At 43.2% G+C, this 17,775-nt stretch carries 15 protein-coding genes; 11 read left to right on the forward strand and 4 right to left on the reverse strand.

Features of this window, described 5'->3' with window-relative positions; genetic code table 11:
• From R3D00_23220 to R3D00_23265, 10 genes are all read left to right on the forward strand, one after another.
• On the forward strand, positions 1–1,515 hold the full coding sequence (locus tag R3D00_23220; protein ID MEZ4776103.1) for a hypothetical protein: 1,515 nt from the start codon (positions 1–3) through the stop codon (positions 1,513–1,515).
• Positions 1,505–3,286, forward strand: a complete 1,782-nt coding sequence (locus R3D00_23225) for a hypothetical protein (protein MEZ4776104.1) — start codon at positions 1,505–1,507, stop codon at positions 3,284–3,286. Before R3D00_23220 ends, R3D00_23225 begins: the two co-directional genes overlap by 11 nt.
• 5 nt (positions 3,287–3,291) lie before the next feature.
• A complete protein-coding gene (locus R3D00_23230) occupies positions 3,292–3,498 on the forward strand; it encodes a DUF2997 domain-containing protein (protein MEZ4776105.1) in 207 nt (68 codons plus the stop codon).
• Positions 3,495–3,974 carry a hypothetical protein gene (locus tag R3D00_23235; GenBank protein ID MEZ4776106.1) on the forward strand — a complete coding sequence of 160 codons (480 nt, stop codon included), beginning with the start codon at positions 3,495–3,497 and terminating at the stop codon, positions 3,972–3,974. The genes R3D00_23230 and R3D00_23235 overlap by 4 nt, the downstream gene beginning before the upstream one ends.
• Positions 3,974–4,558, forward strand: coding sequence for a 4Fe-4S single cluster domain-containing protein (locus R3D00_23240; protein MEZ4776107.1), 585 nt, complete (start codon positions 3,974–3,976; stop codon positions 4,556–4,558). The genes R3D00_23235 and R3D00_23240 overlap by 1 nt, the downstream gene beginning before the upstream one ends.
• A 270-nt stretch (positions 4,559–4,828) precedes the next feature.
• The gene (locus R3D00_23245) at positions 4,829–5,962 is read left to right on the forward strand and encodes a T9SS type A sorting domain-containing protein (protein ID MEZ4776108.1); all 1,134 of its coding nucleotides are present in this window, start codon (positions 4,829–4,831) and stop codon (positions 5,960–5,962) included.
• A gap of 155 nt (positions 5,963–6,117) precedes the next feature.
• The gene (locus R3D00_23250) at positions 6,118–7,296 is read left to right on the forward strand and encodes an MFS transporter (protein MEZ4776109.1); all 1,179 of its coding nucleotides are present in this window, start codon (positions 6,118–6,120) and stop codon (positions 7,294–7,296) included.
• Positions 7,297–7,340: 44 nt separating this feature from the next.
• On the forward strand, positions 7,341–9,287 hold the full coding sequence (locus tag R3D00_23255) for a TonB-dependent receptor (GenBank protein ID MEZ4776110.1): 1,947 nt from the start codon (positions 7,341–7,343) through the stop codon (positions 9,285–9,287).
• A 27-nt stretch (positions 9,288–9,314) separates the two neighbouring features.
• A complete protein-coding gene (locus R3D00_23260; GenBank protein MEZ4776111.1) occupies positions 9,315–10,358 on the forward strand; it encodes an MBL fold metallo-hydrolase in 1,044 nt (347 codons plus the stop codon).
• A 25-nt stretch (positions 10,359–10,383) separates the two neighbouring features.
• On the forward strand, positions 10,384–11,988 hold the full coding sequence (locus R3D00_23265) for a sulfatase-like hydrolase/transferase (GenBank protein MEZ4776112.1): 1,605 nt from the start codon (positions 10,384–10,386) through the stop codon (positions 11,986–11,988).
• A gap of 98 nt (positions 11,989–12,086) precedes the next feature.
• Here R3D00_23265 and R3D00_23270 read toward each other — a convergent pair whose 3' ends face one another.
• Positions 12,087–13,478: a mandelate racemase/muconate lactonizing enzyme family protein gene (locus R3D00_23270; protein MEZ4776113.1), complete on the reverse strand. Its 1,392-nt coding sequence runs from the start codon at positions 13,476–13,478 to the stop codon at positions 12,087–12,089.
• Positions 13,479–13,646: 168 nt separating this feature from the next.
• On the opposite strand from R3D00_23270, the gene R3D00_23275 reads away from it, so the two are divergent.
• Positions 13,647–14,357, forward strand: a complete 711-nt coding sequence (locus tag R3D00_23275; GenBank protein MEZ4776114.1) for a DUF1080 domain-containing protein — start codon at positions 13,647–13,649, stop codon at positions 14,355–14,357.
• Between the two features lie 14 nt (positions 14,358–14,371).
• Here R3D00_23275 and R3D00_23280 read toward each other — a convergent pair whose 3' ends face one another.
• From R3D00_23280 to R3D00_23290, 3 genes are all read right to left on the reverse strand, one after another.
• Complete coding sequence (locus R3D00_23280; GenBank protein ID MEZ4776115.1) at positions 14,372–16,333, reverse strand: sialate O-acetylesterase; 1,962 nt, start codon at positions 16,331–16,333, stop codon at positions 14,372–14,374.
• Between the two features lie 80 nt (positions 16,334–16,413).
• The gene (locus R3D00_23285; GenBank protein MEZ4776116.1) at positions 16,414–17,196 is read right to left on the reverse strand and encodes a hypothetical protein; all 783 of its coding nucleotides are present in this window, start codon (positions 17,194–17,196) and stop codon (positions 16,414–16,416) included.
• A 63-nt stretch (positions 17,197–17,259) separates the two neighbouring features.
• On the reverse strand, positions 17,260–17,775 hold the full coding sequence (locus tag R3D00_23290; GenBank protein MEZ4776117.1) for a hypothetical protein: 516 nt from the start codon (positions 17,773–17,775) through the stop codon (positions 17,260–17,262).

Raw genomic sequence — 17,775 nt, forward strand, 5'->3', positions numbered from 1 at the left:
ATGAAAGCTACGTTAGATAAGCAAATAGAATTACGTTCAGCTATAGTGTATCTCCGATTTGAGAAGGAAATACACCGAAAAGATATTCAGGAATACCTGAAAGGGAAACAATTTGATAAACCCCTAATTGAAAACAGAGTAAAGGACTATCTAAAGAACATTAAATTATTTGATGAAAAGCATCAACTCACTGCATTAGGGCATTCGGTAAAGGAAACTGGAATGCTGCCTACAATTGAGGAAGGCAAGTATCAGATATGGTTTACAAATAGAGATTCATACTTTGGTAATAAGATTTTCTACATCAAAAGAGTTCAGCCAAAAAGAGAAGGTTCAGACCAAAAGCTGCAATTACGTTTTGATGATTATGGTCATTTCTATCTGCCTTCTGAAACCAATTCATTTTCAAATTTGAAACTCCTGCCCATCAAGGATTATTTCGGACAGAACAGAAATGACACCGACCATATTTCCCTTCGTTGGTCTTGGGAGAATCTTGAAAAATCGAATTATGTTTTTGATGGACAATTAGGAAAAGGAGCAAATGCAATCAAGTTGAAACCAATAAGCATTACCTGCAAAGAAGACCTAAAAATACTTATTGAAGAGTTATTATCGGAATGGGATAAAAAGAATGAGCGGCTTAAAATTCGTTTTGATGAGATAGATGAACAAAGCAAAACAACCTTTGAGGACAACATTCAAATTCAATGGAATGATTTCAAAGTCCAATTTCAAAAAATCCCTTTGATGCCTTACGATCTTGACGATGCAAGAAAATGGAGAAATTGGTTAGTAAATAAATCCCTACGAAAAGATTATCTGAGTCCATCTGATTTTGAAAGCACATTAATCGAAGTCAATCATAAAGATGCTTTTAAGTCCTATTCAAACTCATTGGATATTCCCAAGCCCGAATCGTTCAGCAATATAATTAAGAAGGATTCGGTTGCTTTTTGGCATCTAAACGCCCCATTAGATTTGAATCCAAATATAAAGGCAAAACTTGCTGCAAAACCTATTGAGTTGATAAAGGAAACGAAAGTATCATTCAATGATATAGTGAATAAATTAGGCTTTGAGAGTTTAGAAGGTATTTCTGTCGCAGTTTACTATGACCGTTATGTTGTGAATCTAAGTCAACAAAAATCGGTTTCAGCATTATTTAAAGCAGTAGAAAGTAAGTCCAAAATAGTCATAACGGATTTATCACCAAAGGAAAACAGCAGCGATTTCATTCAGAAAAATTATCCTGAAATTAAATTGAGGGATTGCAAGTCAATTTTCAAATCACGATTACCACACGATAGATATATTGTGCTTGGCAGTAATGACGAAATTCAAATTTGGAATGTCAGTAATTCCATTGATTACATCACCTTTTCAGATAGCATCATTGATAAAAATACGCAAGGAACCATACGACAAAGCGTTGTATTCACCCCAGTAAGTAAAGAAATGCTTGATAAAGATTTGTTGAACTTTATAGAAAATGAAGTAAAAAATGGCAAATAAGATTCGACCCATATCAAAATCAAAAGTTGTTGATTATAGCAATGAACAGTTACAAAATTTTTGGCAATCCAAAGAGGACAAGACATATTCTGTAGATCAAGACTATAAACAAAACGTACTTAATGCTTTGGAATCTGTTTACGAAGGCATCGTATGCATTCAATCAGAAAAATTAACAGACAAACATATTATAAAGCAAATATTTGATACAGCCAGGGGTAGGGAAGTGAAAATTTATATACTTGTAAATCAATACACAGAAGAATTGGATTTACTTAATGAAGTTTGTCTTATTCGATACGACTTGAATAATACCGGTTCATTTATATTGTCTAACCCAAATTCAAAGAACCCAAAGGGCTGGTTTTTTAGCGGAGAATTTACTGAGCAAGCTTTGACGGCACCCCAACAATTGTTTCAGGAATTAGAAGAAAAGGATGGAACAGAATTATTTCGTCATTTCTGTTATCATTTTTGGGAAACAGCAACTAAAGAAATTATAGAGAATCGTAAGCACACTTCTGTTACATCAAAACCCATTGATGTTTTTCACGATACGAAAACATATGGCGATAAAGATTTTGTCTATTCAACTTTATTTGATTTTGTTGAAAATACAACCCGAAGAAAATTATCTGAAAAACTTATTGTTCCCTTAAAAAAGGAAAAGCAAACACCTATTCTTATATCATCCACGCTCAAGGTTGATTTGGGAAATGTCATTCTTCATGAATTATTATCCAAAAATGACTTTGAGAATTATACGCCAACTCTAGTTGATCACGAAACAGCTTGTGAAGTTGAGTACGCTTGGGTTAATATTCCTTTTTATCTTCCTGAAAAAAGCAATAAAAGTCCTTTATATGAGAAGTGGAAAAAAGAAACCGAAAGAATCACAAAACATCTTGATTCCATTTTGGAGAAAATTGTATTGGCTGAGAAAAAGGAAAAAACCATTTCGCGAACATTATCAAGGTTTTTTCTTGGAAAGAAAACTATGTTTAATAAGTTGAAAGCTGATATAGAAGAATTGCGTCAAGTTGACTTTGCCAACATAACCGATAGGGAATTAAAAGAAAATATTAATGATCTCGATAAAATTTACAGTAAAGTTGAAAGCGAGATTGGTGAAATAGAACAGGAAGACAGAAAAGCTAAATTAGATGAAGAAATTAGCAATTTGAAACTACAAGAACTTGAAAGAAATAATATACTAACGGAAAAGATAGAAGAACTCGATCAGAAGCAGAAAACTGCCAGCGTGCAACTAAAGGCTTTTCTTGAAAAGCATAGCATAGAAGAAAATTTGCTTGGAAAGGTGAGAAATGAGTGGCAACAAAAATCGGGGAATAAAAACAAGAAACATAATCCTACAGAAGCAAAAGAAGCCGAATCTAAACTATCTGATCTAAATGAAATTCAAAATCAACTTTTTATTAACAAAATAAAATTAGATATAGAAAAAATTGAAAAGGAAATCAAACGAATTGAGGATGACGTGAAACGAAAAGAAAATGAGAAATCTAAACCATATCTACAAACAGACACGAAATCCTCATTGAATGAATTTGTTGGAAATCAATCTCCAAAGCCAAGTTCAACTAGCAGCAAAACATTTACTGTTCCAGATTTGCCACAATTGCCCAATGTAGGAAAACTGTTTCAGTTAAATAGTCTTTCATATCTTGCTATTGAGTTTTGGGAGGATTATGATCGAGGCAAAATAGAAGCAGCTAGACTGAAGGCCGATCTGTGTACGTTTAAAATCTAACAATCATGGCAGAACAACGAATCGTAATTACCATTGACGAAAACGGAAAAATCAATGCATCTACCGAAGGCATAAAAGGCGAAATGTGCCTTAATGAATTGCAAGAATTACTTGGTAATTTGGAAGAACTGCAATCCATCAGTAAAACTGATGAATTCTATCAAACAAATGAATTGAAATCTCAAAACAAAATTCAAAACAAAAAACAATGAGTGCAGTAGTCAAAACCGTAACCCCATTTTTAAATCTAGAATTGCTTTTGCAATCCTTAGATGCCATCGGCTGCAAATACAAAATAAACTTGCAGCGTAATGAAATAGTAACTGAACGAAAAGATTACCAAGGCAATCAGAAATTTCTATTTATAAATAATAGATTTATCTATCAACATGATTCAGATGCGAATCGGATGAATTGGAATAATTTAAATAATAAAGAATCTAAAACCGTTAGTAGTTTCCTTGAGGCTGTAGAAACTAAATATCAGTTTTTTTACAACAAAAAAATGGAGGAGTTAGAAAAACAAAGACAAGAGGAAGAGCGCATTAGACTGGAAAAAGAAAGACAAGCATTTGTTGAAAGTCAAAGAGAAAACATAATTGCGAAGGCAAAGGAGAAAGGGTATTCTATTCAGGAAGAAAAAGTAAAAGGTAAAATCAAACTGGTTCTTGTCCGCAACACATACTAATGATGAATATAGCTCACATAGAAGAACAAAGTTTCATTTATGGTCCTGGCTGTAGGTTTGTAATTTGGGTTCAAGGCTGTTCTATTCATTGTAAAGGATGCTGGAACAAAAACATGTGGAGCTTTAAGCCCCAAAATTTAGTTTCTGTCACTGAACTAATCAATAAAATAAAACAAGAATCCGATTTAATTGAAGGCATTACACTACTTGGTGGTGAACCACTTGACCAACTTGAGGAAGTGCTTCAATTGCTTGTAGAGTGTGGGAAAATGAACTTAAGCACTATGCTTTTCACAGGCTATGAAATTAATGAGATTTATGATAAGGGTTTTTCGTCAATCTTAGACTCTTGCGACATTCTAATAACTGGTCGCTACGTTGAATCGAAGCGGACTTTGAATCACCAATGGATTGGTTCAACCAATCAAGAAATTCGTTTTATCTCCGACAGATACAAGTCATTCGTTCAAAACAATTCCAATTATGTTGAGGTTACTATAGATGAAACTGGCCGCACGACTCTCTTGGGATTTCCAAATGAGGACATAATGAATGACATACTAACAATTCACCACCCCCGCTAGCCTGAACATTTGGTTTGTTCTCACCCCAAAAATCAGGACACAAGGTTAGAAGTTCCACCAAAACGCGCGAAGTGGATGGAAATTTTTGGGGTGGATAGCCTTTGGGCTACCGTCATTGCGCTCCTCCGGAGCTATGTCTGCGACAAATAATATGAATAGCGCGGCCGGTTTTAACCCCGCGCTACATGAGCGGTTTTAACCCCACCCCACCTAAATCCAGAAAATCCATTGTATATTTCCTGCAGTTTTTGGACTGCAAAAGAATATCATATGCAAAAAACCTGGCTTCTGCTTTTGGGTTTGCTGATGCTGCGGACTTCGGTGGAGGCGCAGATCACCATTACCAACTATGTATTTCCCGTAGTTGGAGATACGCTTCATTATGCCGTGGATACGATGCCTTCGGGCATTGTCATGACAGCTCCGGGCTTCGGACTGGAGTGGGATATGAGCAATCTTCAGCCGGGTTATACCTGGGAGGAAGTCTATCTCGACGGGGCTACGGGGGCCGATACTGCCTCCTTTCCCGGAGCTACGCTGCGCCACAAAGTCGATACCTCCGAAATGGAGGTGTATCTGAGTTCTTCCTCCCAGAATGTGGCGGTGATGGGATACGCACCCGGAAGTCCTTATGTGCTGGGGCTGGGAATAGCCACCCAATTTAACCCCGACTGGATTGACAGAAGAGCGCCGATGAATTTTTTTGATATAAATGCTGACGCTGTGTCTTATTTCCATCCGTTTGGTAAACAGCTTCTCCCGACATTCATTATAACCGGGACGAATCCCGACTCTTTCCGCATCCGGGGAAGCATATCCAGTATATCCTCTGTGGATGCTTTTGGTACGTTGAAGATGCCAGACACTACGTATAACGTACTGAGAAAAAAAGTGGTAACTTATGAGGAAAGGCGGCTGGATGGTAAGATCCCGCCGTTGGGATGGCTGGATGTTACCGACTTAGCCCGGCAGTATCTTAATTTAGATCTGGGTGTGGACACCACTTACACCTATCATTTTATGAGTGACTCGTCCAAAGAAGAAATTGCCATTTGCACCACCGACAAGGGCGCTTTGCAGGTGGTTCGCGTTCAATATAAATATGTGAAACCGGCCCCTTCGACCGGAATAAAAACCGCTGATCTGAAAATGCCCAGCCTCTCGGTTTTCCCGAACCCTGCTTTCGACGCGCTGAATATCAGGGCGGAAGTTCAATCCGGCGCAGCATTTTCAATAAAAATCTTCTCAATTGTAGGACAGGAAGTATGGCACAAAATGCCCGAAGGAACTTCCGGCATTCTGGATGAGGCCGTGGATATTTCCGGACTGGAAAATGGGTTATACCTGCTCCGGGTATCATCCAGTCAGGGAGAGACGGGGCAGGCGCTTTTTATGAAGGAATAGGGTTTACCTGATTTTATACATGTGTATTGCCTCTACCTGAGGCCTTGCCATTTACATCCTGTACACTGGAAGAACCCAGAAACACTACTGCCCTTGTTCATAAAAAAATAATTGCCACCCATAGGCTGCTAACTGCCGGAAAGCTATTTTCGCACATGATTTCAACATCAGACCGGCTCTATACTCCACCCTTTCTGTTGCTCTGCGTGAGCAACCTGCTCTTTTCGGGGAGTTTTAATATGATTGTTCCCGAATTGCCCAATTACCTCAGCAGCCTGGGGGGTGAAGACTACAAAGGCCTGATTATCTCCATATTCACGCTTTCAGCGGGATTGTCCCGCCCCTTCAGCGGCAAACTCGCAGATACGGTAGGGCGGGTTCCGCTAATGATTTTTGGTACTTTGGTTTGTGTGGTCTGCAGTCTGCTGTATCCACTGCTTACTACCGTAGCCGGATTTTTATTGTTGCGGTTCTTTCACGGCTTTTCCACGGGTTTTAAGCCGACGGCATCGAGCGCTTTTGCGGCAGATATTGTTCCGGTACACCGCCGGGGCGAGGCAATGGGTATCATGGGCGTCAGCATGAATCTGGGCGCATCTCTTTTCCCGCCTATAGGGAGTTATCTGGTGCTGGAATACTCGATGGAATGGATGTTTTATGTTTCTTCCTTTATCGCACTGATTTCTATCGGTATCCTTTTTAACCTAAAGGACACCCTGCCCAATCCGCAGAAATTCAGCCCCTCCCTGTTAAAGCTGGCTCCGCACGAAATCATCGAAAAGAAAGCGCTGCCCGTCGCGTTGGTCACCCTGCTGATTTACTCCACATTCGGGATTTTGCTGACCATTTCCCCTGACCAGGCAGACTATGTAGGGTTGAGCAATAAAGGACTTTTATTTACCAGTTTTACCCTTTTTACGCTAGTCTCAAGGCTCATTGCGGGGCGATTGTCGGACCGCTATGGGCGGGTAATTGTGATTAAAGTGTCAGTGATATTAATGGTAGCGGCGCTGATCCTTATGGGAAATGCAAACTCTGTCGTAAGCCTGATGCTGGCGGCAGGTGCGTTAGGTTTTTCGTCGGGAATCGCAGCCCCTGCGGTTTTTGCATGGGTCATTGACCTCAGTCCGGCAGATCAGCGGGGCCGATATATGGCTACAGTATATATTGCACTGGAAGTGGGGATTGGGTTTGGGGCGATATTTTCCGCATGGATCTATGGCAACAACCCCGCGAATTTCGGTATAGCTTACTACGCTTCCGCAGCACTCACGGCAGTGGCGTGGGTTTACCTGCAGTTTTTTAAGCCTGAAAAACCGAAGAGGGAATTGTAGAAGTTATCATAAATTTGCAGCTGTTTAACCCTTTGAATCTGTACATGCGAATTACCCTAACCCTCTCTTTTATACTGACCTTTCTGAGTTCTGTATTCTCTCAAGGGAAATATTCTCTGGATACTGTGGTCGTAACCACTGCACAGGTGCCCCTAAAAACCAGTGAAACAGGCAGAAATATCACCATCATCACAGCAAAACAGATAAACTCTCTGCCGGCTACTTCGCTTGACGAAATTCTGCAAACTGTCCCTGGGCTGGAGGTTCAGTCAAGGGGAGGATTTGGCGTTCAGGCTGATATAACATTGAGAGGTGCTACCTTTTCCCAGGTATTGCTTCTGGTAGATGGGATGAAACTCAACGATCCATTGACGGCGCATTTCAACGGTTATATCCCCGTAACCCCCGCAGAAATCGAGCGAATTGAAATATTAAGAGGGCCTGCTGCCGCAATGTATGGCGCAGATGCCGTTGGTGGGGTAATCAATATTATCACCAAAACATTTTCCCATACAAAAGAAGGAACGCATATCAGCGGAACCTTCAACTACGGCGATCACAAACTGGTGAGCGGAAATCAGGGGTTTTCGGTAAAAAAAGGCGCGGCAACATTTGGCGGCGGATTTTCCATGAATCAATCTGAGGGCGAATTTTTCCCCGCAAAATACATTGACAGCACAACAACTTTAGGAGCATACAATAACTATTTTGACCTAAAAACAGTCGGCGTTTCCTTCAGATATACATTCAACAACCAATTGAGCATAAGGGTACGCTCCGCTTTTGATTACAGAGATTTTGGCGCACGCTATTTTTATACCTCCAGCACTGCTGATAAGGCGATGGAGACGGTGGGCAATTGGTGGAATCATCTGCAGATCGTAAAAACAGGGCAGAATAGTTCGACTGATTTTAACGCCGCTTATAAAAATAATACCGATGAATTTGTTTTCAGCCCGGATTTTCCTTCTACCAACAATCATGTCAGTCAGCTGCTGAATTTCACCTTAAATCATTTACAGGTTGTCAATAACCAGATCACCGTAAAAGCCGGGACGCAATTTGACCAGCGTACGATCGAAAGCAATGACCGAGGCAATCACGAAGATGCACATTTTGGCGCTTATGCCATGGGCGTTTACCAGCGAAGCGGACTTAACCTTTCGATGAGTCTCAGGGGAGATTATGACGCCAATTATGGTTTTGAGTTTTCGCCGCAACTCAATGTCTCTTATATTTTGCCTTCACTTACGATCAGAGGCTCGGCAGGGCGCAGTATCCGGGCAGCAGATTATACAGAAAGATATGTTTCCAACAACCTTCAAAACCTGACGCCGGGCAGAAGCCTCGGAAATCCAGACCTGCTGGCGGAGCGGGCATGGTCAGAAGAAATTGGGCTGGACTATTCTCTTTCAAAAAACTGGCAGTTACGGGGAACGATTTTCACACGCCAGTCCACCAATTTAATTGACTATGTTTCGACCAATCAGTCGGAAATCGGATCGGTAAGCCAGATCGGAAGTCTCCAGGAAAATGCCAGCTACTTTTTTGCAAAAAATATCTCCAATGTCAATACAAGCGGATTTGAAGTAGAATCCCATCTGAGACAACCGCTGGGCAGCAAAGGAATGATCCAATGGAATATGGGCTATACTTTCCTGAAAACCACAAATGAAGATGGCATCGTGTCGGTTTACATTTCCAGCCATGCCCGGCACTTGGTAACTACGCAGTTGATGGTCAGATGGAATCGAATAGAACTGGCTGTCAGCGGATTGTACAAAGAGCGCAATGGCAGGATAGCTACCGCAATAAGTAGCGAACTAACAAAAAGTTATGATGTGTGGAATACACGGCTGGGATTTCAGGTTACCGAACAATTTGGTATTAACTTACAGCTTCAGAATATTTTTAATGAACAGTATCAAAACATTCTAGGCGCTAATATGCCCTCCAGATGGTTTATGGCAGGGGTAAAATGGGCGCTATAATGCAGATCTGTAAAATAGGTAACATTCATGAGTAGTAAACAATTTGGCGGCACCGTAACCAAAACCCTTCTGGAAAGGTATCAGCAATCTCCCAACTGGCGGGATGGGAAGTTTCAAAACCTGGAACTGACCGAAATGAATATTCCGCTAAATAAAATACCAGGCCTCCTGTACCGGCAACTCCTCAGCAGCAAAGCCAACCGTGAACCTGCCAACCCCCTCCCTGTCGAGCCATTTAACACAGCAGAATTCCTCACCCCCTCTGAGTACACGAAGTTTATCTGGTACGGGCATTCGGTTGTCTTGATGAGAATCAACAACCAAACTCTCCTCATCGACCCTATGCTTGGGCCCAATGCTTCGCCGATTGCCCCGATTACGACGCGAAGATTTTCCGAAAATACTTTAGACCTGATCGATGTTTTTCCGGAAGTAGATTTGGTCCTGCTCACCCATGACCATTACGATCATCTGGATCTGGACAGTATAGAAAAGCTCAAACACAAGACAAAAAAATATTTTGTGGCTTTGGGCGTAAAGAGACATTTGGTCAAGTGGGGGATCCCTGCGGAAAACATCACCGAATTTGACTGGTGGGATCAGGTAACTTTTGAAGACATTGGAATTACCTTTACCCCCACCCGGCATTTTTCAGGCAGAGGATTGACAGACAGAGCAAAGTCGTTGTGGGGCGGATGGGTTTTTAAAACATCCACAGAAAATATATGGTTTAGCGGAGATGGTGGTTATGGAACCCATTTTACAGAAATTGGCGATCGCCTCGGACCCTTTGATTTTGCCTTTATGGAATGTGGTCAATACAATGAAAACTGGCACCTGATCCATATGTATCCGGAAGAAAGCGTAGAGGCCGCCGCTGACACAAAAGCAAAAAACATCATGCCGGTACATTGGGCGGGTTTTTCACTGTCTCAACATGACTGGACCGAGCCTGTGGAGCGATTTTTTGAAGCAGCAAATACAAAAAAACAAACGGCAATTTTTCCCCGGATAGGCCAGATGTTTACAGCAAATTCTTCCATGCAGGAGAAATGGTGGGAAAATTTGTAAATAGAACTTCCAAAACTACTGAATCATGAAACGATTGGTGATTACAGGGATTTCCCTGCTCCTGCTCATATCGGTGAGTTGTACATCTCCCGGCAAAAAGACAGAAACCCAAAGGCCCAATATCATCTTTATTATGTCTGATGACCACGCTTATCAGGCGATCAGCGCGTATAGCAACAAACTCCTGGAGACGCCCAATATTGACCGAATCGCAGAAGGAGGCATGTTGTTTACCAACGCATGCGTCACAAATTCAATCTGTGCACCTTCCAGAGCGACGATATTGACAGGAAAACATAGCCATATCAACGGGAAAATTGACAACCGTATGCCCTTTGATACGACCCAAATAACCTTCCCGGTTTTGTTTCAGTCTGCGGGTTATCGAACCGCAATGTTTGGCAAGTTGCACTTTGGAAATAACCCCAAAGGCGTTGACAATTTTGCCATATTGCCCGATCAGGGCAACTATATCAATCCCGATTTTATTACCGACAGGGGCGATACCACCATCACAGGCTATGTCACCGAAATCATCACAGACCTCGCGCTCAACTGGCTCAAAAAAGAACGCAAGGCAGACCAGCCATTTATGATGATGTATCTGCACAAAGCCCCTCACCGACCCTGGTGGCCCACACCCGAAAAGTTTAAAGCATTCACAAAAAAGCAGTTTCCGGAGCCGGCAACCCTGTTTGATGATTATACCCATCGCGGTACGGCTGCCCACACCGCCGAAATGAATGTATTTAAACACATGATGTATAGTCATGACAGCAAAATATGGCCGGAGACAATTGCAGAAATGGGAGGCGTAACCCCAGCCATCGAAGACGTAAGAAACGGCCTTTACAACGAATACAACCGGGCCAATGAAACACAAAAAGCAGCATACAAACCCGTATTGGATTCCATCAATCATTTTTTCAAAACCAACTGGCCCTCTATGTCCGACGAGGAAAAGATGAAATGGAAATATCAGCGGTATATGCAGGATTATCTGGCTACGATTTCATCTGTGGATGACAATGTAGGACGCCTGCTGGACTATCTGGAAGAAAGTGGTCTGGCAAAAAACACCATCGTGGTTTACACCTCAGATCAGGGATTTTATCTGGGCGAACACGGTTGGTTTGACAAACGGTTTATTTACGATGAGTCATTTAAAACCCCGCTGATGGTCCGCTGGCCAGGGCAGGTACAAGCAGGGAGCACTTGCAACGAGATGGTACAGAACCTTGATTTTGCACAGACACTGCTGGAAGCCGCTAATATAACCGCGCCGGCAGACATGCAGGGAGAAAGTCTGATTCCACTCTTAAAAGGTGAAACAGGGAAATGGAACCGGGAGGCCGTGTATTATCATTACTACGAATACCCTGCGGTGCATATGGTGAAGCGCCATTATGGAATTGTGACGAAGGAGTACAAACTCGCCCATTTTTATTATGACGTAGATGAATGGGAGTTGTATGACCGAAAAAAGGATCCACAGGAGATGAACAACGTTTTCGACGACCCCGCATATCAGGAAGTGGTGGCGGAGCTAAAGACGAAACTTGCGGAGCTGAGAGTAAAATACAAAGACTCAGAAGCGCTGGATAAAAAATATATAGAGATGAATCCGTAAATCATTTACAGGCCATTGTAATAATGATGACTCAAAAAAAAATAGTCCCGAACGGGACTATTTTTATAATTAGAACTCTTGATTAATGCGAAATACAACTAGCTCCACAATCTGTCCCAGGCCCGTATTTCGTTCCATTCAGGCGTAGGGGCAAACATTTTTTCACCTTTGATGATAAACTCCTTGACAACATCTTCATTGAGTTCCACCCCGATTCCGGGTTTTTCAGGTACTGTAACATAGCCATCTTTTACAAATGGTTTTTCGATACCTGTTACAAGATCTTCCCACCTGGGGCTGTCAACAGCATGGTGTTCGAGCCACAGGAAATTTTCTGTAGCTGCTGCTGCATGTACAGAGCCTAAAAATGACACGGGTCCTGCGGCATGGTGGAGCATAAAGCCAATACCGTTTTGAGACGCGTAGTCGCCGATACGTTTGGTTTCGAGGATACCCCCGGCAGTGTTGGGGTCCGGGTGAACGATATCTACTGCATGTTTATCAATGAGTTCCTTAAAGCCTCCATACAACATGAAGATATCTTCGCCGGTCTGAGTAGGCGTAGTCGTGGATTCGGTAATTTCCCTCCATTGATCAGTAAAATGCCAGGGGATAATGTCTTCAATATAAGCGAGGTTATATTTTTCAACGGCGCGGGCGATCTTCACGGCCTCATTTACCCCAAAATGCCCCCAGTGGTCGGTGCCCATTGGAATTTCATAGCCAATCTGGTTGCGCATAACTTCCAGGAATTCGCAGAGTTTTTCGATTCCTTTATCCGTAATCTGCACGCCGGTGTAGGGATGCTGAGCCATATTATACTTCCGGTATTCGTGCTGATAAGGGTTTAATTTGCCATCAGGCGCGTTGATAATAGCACCGGGCGTATCTTTGAGCAGGTTGATACCGATATCCATTTTAAGGGCGGTATAACCTTTGTCAATCCGTTCCTGCATCCTTCTGGCATATTCGTGAGGATCAGAGGAGGTTGTTGTATCACAATAAACGCGGACTCTGTCGCGGTATTTACCACCCAGCAACTGATATACGGGCACACCGTAGGCTTTACCTACGATATCCCACAGCGCCATTTCGACACCGGAAACACCCCCACCCTGGCGACCGTGATGGCCAAACTGGCTGATGATTTTGAAGAGCCTTTCCACATTACATGGATTTTCACCGAGCAGCCTGCTTTTCAGAAAAAGCGCATACTCTTTGGCGGCTCCGTCTCTGACGTCACCATGCCCAATAATGCCCTGATTGGTATAAATACGAACAATCGGAGTACGGAACATGACACCACTGACCTCGGCGATCCGCATATCGGTGATTTTAAGGTCCGAAGGGCCGGAATTTCGGTTTACATTTTGAGTAGTATATTCCAGCTGCTCTTCGATAGGCGCCATGGACATGGTGGCGAGACTCAGGCCACCCAGGCCCAGCGTCTGTAAAAATTTACGGCGAGGGTTGTTCTTGTTTTCAATCATAATTTTTGAGGTTAAGAGATAACACTATGAGTATATGACAAAAATTTGAAAATAAAAAGACCGGCAATAGCGGATTTTAAATCCTTGTTTGCTTATTTGTATCGTTTTAAGACGATTCAGACATAACATTACTACTCCTTTAACCGCTATTTTGAAAATTACTATTTTATGAAAAGCTTAACATTTCCATTATTTTTTGCAGGACTGATTTTATTGGCAATAGCATGTCAGCCTGCGGCTGAAAAAGAATCTTCTGCGGAGCAGACAGATGCGGATGCCGGCTTTGTGCCGCTGTTTGACGGGCAGACTACTGCCGGATGGCATAATTACAATGCAGACACCATTTCACCTGTATGGCAGGTTCAGGATGGCGCGCTTTACCTTTCAGGCAAAGGTGGAGGGGATATTGTTACCGACGGAGAATATGATAGTTTTATCCTCACGCTTGACTGGAAGATTTCCGAAGGAGGTAACAGCGGGGTATTTTTCCATGTGGTAGAATCCGACACATTGGACAAGGTTTACTTTTCAGGCCCCGAGATTCAGGTTTTGGATGACGAGCGCCACGCAGATGCAAAACTTCCCAGCCATCAGGCCGGGTCCAACTACGATCTGCATCCGCTTTCTGAGCCTGCGGTAAAACCCGCCGGTGAGTGGAACTCCTTTAAGATTGTCGTAGATCACGGACACGTTGAGCATTGGCTAAACGACAAAAAAGTCGTTGACTATCAGCTGGGAAGTCCAGAATGGGAAGCGCTCTATCAGGCGAGCAAATTTACCCAGTGGCCATTGTATGGTCGCGCGGGAAAAGGCCATATCGCACTTCAGGATCACGGCGATCCCGTGTGGTTTAAAAACATAAAAATCAAAACCCTCTAAGCGGATTTGTCCATTTACTTCCTCCCCACAGTAAGCCCATCCCACAGATCTGTGCGGAAAGGCCCTGCGGGGAGGCCTTCCTTATTGTAGAGATTGGCATCTGCCGGATTATCTGCCCAGGCGTAGCGCACAGCTACAGGTACCTGCACGGCATCGCTCCACACAACTACCTGATTTCCCTGAATTTCGGCTTTTGCCCACACAAATTTTTTGTCTGCCCCGGCAATGGCGAAGCCATAGAGATACCCATAGGGGCCTTTTGCTTCCAATCCACTACCCACATTCTCAAAATCCACTACAATCTTATTCCCCTTTATCTGCATAGAGCGGTAAGTGGGACCCGAATAAACAATATTTTTATCGTAAGCCACCTTCAGCCCTGCCAATGCCAGCCGATAGCCGACGTCCTGTTTATTGGTGGGGTGAATATCATTCGCTTCTCCGATGTCAATGATGACAGCCTGACCGGTTCTGTGAAGGTTTAAGGTCATCGATTGAGCTTCCCGGAGTTCGGCCCATTCGCTTTCGCCCGGCTGATCCTTGGCAGGCATAAAATTGGCCAGTTGCACAAACAGGAAAGGAAAGTCCCGGTTCCAATGGTTTCGCCAATCCTGAATCATCGTAGGGAAAAGCGTTCTGTACTGATAGGCTCTTCCGGCATTGGATTCGCCCTGATACCATATTGCACCCTGAATCGCGTAGGGGATTAAAGGGGCGATCATGCCATTGAACAGCAACGTAGGGCGATCGTTGGGGCCCATCGTAGAGAGTTCCAGTTTCATACCTTCAGGGCTGATCCGGTACAGCCAGTCGCCGCTCAGACTGATTTTCTGGTCACCGGCCAGGAGATACATCTGTTCGGGTTTTCCATACATACCGCCACCGCCGCCGGTATCTTCGACTCTGACGGCAATGGTATTGTTGCCCGGGCGAAGGACACCTGAGGGTATTTTATAAACGCGCGATTCATTGTATTTCTGATTAGTTTCCCCCACGACTTTGCCATTTATCCAGGTAACATCGCTGTCATCAATGGGTCCCAGGTGGATTTCGGCGGATTTGCCCGCCAATTCAGGAGAGACTTCCACCACTTTACGAAACCATACCTCGCCATCCAGCCCTTCCAGGCCTTTTCCTTCCCACAACCCCGGCAATTCCATCAGTTTCCAGGTTTTGATATTCAGGTCGGGAGAAGCCCAGAGTGCCTGTCCATCTACAATCCCTCCCTGGGTGTCGCCAAACTCTGACATCAGCAAATCAAACTTTGCCTTTTGTGCAGCTTTTTCTTTATCCATTCGATCTGAGTTCAGATCATCCACCGAATGTTCAAATCCTTCCACCTGCGTAATCGCTTCACGGCTGGTCCAGGTCTCGATATTGGTGCCACCCCAATTGGTACTGATCAGTCCGACGGGTACATCAAGATCAAGGTGAATTTTTCTACCAAAGAAATAACCCACTGCCGAAAAGCCCGGGACAGATTCAGGACTACATTCTGCCCAGACTTCATCATTCAGGTCTGTTACAGGAGAAAATTGAATATTATTTTTTACATTAAAGAGGCGGATAAAAGGATAATTTGCTCTTCGGATTTCCTTTTCGGCGTCATTGGTGCGGCTCATAGGCCATTCCATATTTGACTGGCCGGAGCAAATCCAGACTTCACCTACGAGTACATTTTTGAGGGTAAGGGTTTCATCTTTTCCGGAAATCACCATTTCGTATGGGCCTCCGGCATTCAATGAAGGAAGATCTACCCGCCATTTGCCATCCTTTCCAGCTTTGGTCGTGAGCGTATGGTGAAGAAATGAAACCGTTATTTTTTCATTCTTATTTGCCCAACCCCATATTGGAACCGGCTGATGTCTTTGCAAAACCATATTATCGGCAATGATGCGGGGAAGCCTGATCTTTGCAGAAAGTGATGACAGCCCAAACAGGCACAGAGCGGTAATTAGGAGGAATCTGAGTTTCATAATTTTGAATAATTGCCGGAATATCCGGGAAATTATACAGATTATTCTCCTGGTTTGCAAGATTCAGCGGGGATACCCTATCAAAATACCCGGGGTATAAAATCTGGCGGGTTGACGATGCTTGAAGAATTTCCTGTCGCACGGATCACAAACAGACGTTCCTTTTCTGCAAAACGATCACTGTTTTCCTCTGCTTTAAGATAGGCAATAGCGCCATACACGCGAAAATCTTTATACATGGGTAAAAATGTTTTTACTTGTTCCAGTTTATGGAGAAAATACTTTACATAATTTACCCGAAGCGTGGTTTTCACTTCCATTACTACGATCTCATTGCCATTATGTGCGATTATATCAAATTCGAAGTTATGCCCATTACGTGAGCCTCTGATGCGCTCTGTGGTCTGGTGAATGTCAATTCCTCTCGCCCGAAGCAATTGAACGAGGTCGCCTTCTACCAGACTTTCCATCAATTTTCCCCATTGCCCCTCAAACAGGTCGTAGGCAGCTTTTATACGTTTATCGGTTTCTTTGAACTGAGCAGTCACCTCTTTGAACATGGCATCGGTTTCTTTAAAACGAGCCTCTGTGTCCTTGAAACGAGCCTCTGTGTCCTTGAAACGGGCCTCTGTGTCCTTGAACCGAGATTCCATATCCTGGAATCGCAGGTCTGTTTCCTTAAAACGCAAATCTGTTTCTTTGAATCTTTCCTCGATTTCTTTAAAACTTTCCTTCGAATGGGTGAAATAGGAGGATACTTCCGCCAGTACAGCACGGGTTTCCTTTAGATCATCGTCGGCATCCTTTCTGGCAATCGCCAGTTCGCGAAGGATCTCTTTAAGTTCTGTCTTTTTAGATGGCATACTTCAACAATTCCCTTGATAGTTAAAAATAAGAAAAAATAACGACACAATTTGGGGACAAAATCATCTCTCTACGACGACATCTGCGACGAGGTAATAGATCATTTTGCCATTTACCATCACCTTCTGCCTTCGCCAGCGCAAGTGCTCGATTTGGGCAATATGATCCTGGATCTCCATATCAAAAAGTACCTGAAGCATATCGAAAAATTCACCCTGAAGCTGGAACTTTTCCATCACCTTTCCTGAAACGCTTTCACCAATTTGGCTTTGGCCGGGTAAAGCGGTGATTTTTACGTTTGCCTCGCTACAGTGTTGTTCAAGATATAAAGCAAAATCCCTTGCAGGGTTTTCATTCCTGTATTTTTCAGATGCTGTGCGAAGCGACACCAGCATCACTTCCTGTTTACGCATAATATCTCCGGCCTTTTGGACAGAATCATTTCTTTCTGCAAGAATTTGCAGATCAGAGAGCCTTGTAAAGGAATTACGGGTAAAGTCTGCCAAATGGATACCCGCCAGCAATAGCACAACTGGCAAGATCCACGATATATTTTTGAAGATTAATGAAAGGGTCAT

It is taken from the genome of Bacteroidia bacterium (genome assembly GCA_041391665.1).
In the GTDB taxonomy this organism is placed as follows: domain Bacteria; phylum Bacteroidota; class Bacteroidia; order J057; family J057; genus JAGQVA01.

Excerpts from the sequence above, each read along its gene's own strand:
- R3D00_23220 (MEZ4776103.1), top strand. The coding sequence starts at position 1 with ATGAAAGCTACGTTAGATAAGCAAATAGAATTACGTTCAGCTATAGTG.
- R3D00_23225 (MEZ4776104.1), top strand. The coding sequence starts at position 1,505 with ATGGCAAATAAGATTCGACCCATATCAAAATCAAAAGTTGTTGATTAT.
- R3D00_23230 (MEZ4776105.1), top strand. The coding sequence starts at position 3,292 with ATGGCAGAACAACGAATCGTAATTACCATTGACGAAAACGGAAAAATC.
- R3D00_23235 (MEZ4776106.1), top strand. The coding sequence starts at position 3,495 with ATGAGTGCAGTAGTCAAAACCGTAACCCCATTTTTAAATCTAGAATTG.
- R3D00_23240 (MEZ4776107.1), top strand. The coding sequence starts at position 3,974 with ATGATGAATATAGCTCACATAGAAGAACAAAGTTTCATTTATGGTCCT.
- R3D00_23245 (MEZ4776108.1), top strand. The coding sequence starts at position 4,829 with ATGCAAAAAACCTGGCTTCTGCTTTTGGGTTTGCTGATGCTGCGGACT.
- R3D00_23250 (MEZ4776109.1), top strand. The coding sequence starts at position 6,118 with ATGATTTCAACATCAGACCGGCTCTATACTCCACCCTTTCTGTTGCTC.
- R3D00_23255 (MEZ4776110.1), top strand. The coding sequence starts at position 7,341 with ATGCGAATTACCCTAACCCTCTCTTTTATACTGACCTTTCTGAGTTCT.
- R3D00_23260 (MEZ4776111.1), top strand. The coding sequence starts at position 9,315 with ATGAGTAGTAAACAATTTGGCGGCACCGTAACCAAAACCCTTCTGGAA.
- R3D00_23265 (MEZ4776112.1), top strand. The coding sequence starts at position 10,384 with ATGAAACGATTGGTGATTACAGGGATTTCCCTGCTCCTGCTCATATCG.
- R3D00_23270 (MEZ4776113.1), bottom strand. The coding sequence starts at position 13,478 with ATGATTGAAAACAAGAACAACCCTCGCCGTAAATTTTTACAGACGCTG.
- R3D00_23275 (MEZ4776114.1), top strand. The coding sequence starts at position 13,647 with ATGAAAAGCTTAACATTTCCATTATTTTTTGCAGGACTGATTTTATTG.
- R3D00_23280 (MEZ4776115.1), bottom strand. The coding sequence starts at position 16,333 with ATGAAACTCAGATTCCTCCTAATTACCGCTCTGTGCCTGTTTGGGCTG.
- R3D00_23285 (MEZ4776116.1), bottom strand. The coding sequence starts at position 17,196 with ATGCCATCTAAAAAGACAGAACTTAAAGAGATCCTTCGCGAACTGGCG.
- R3D00_23290 (MEZ4776117.1), bottom strand. The coding sequence starts at position 17,775 with ATGACCCTTTCATTAATCTTCAAAAATATATCGTGGATCTTGCCAGTT.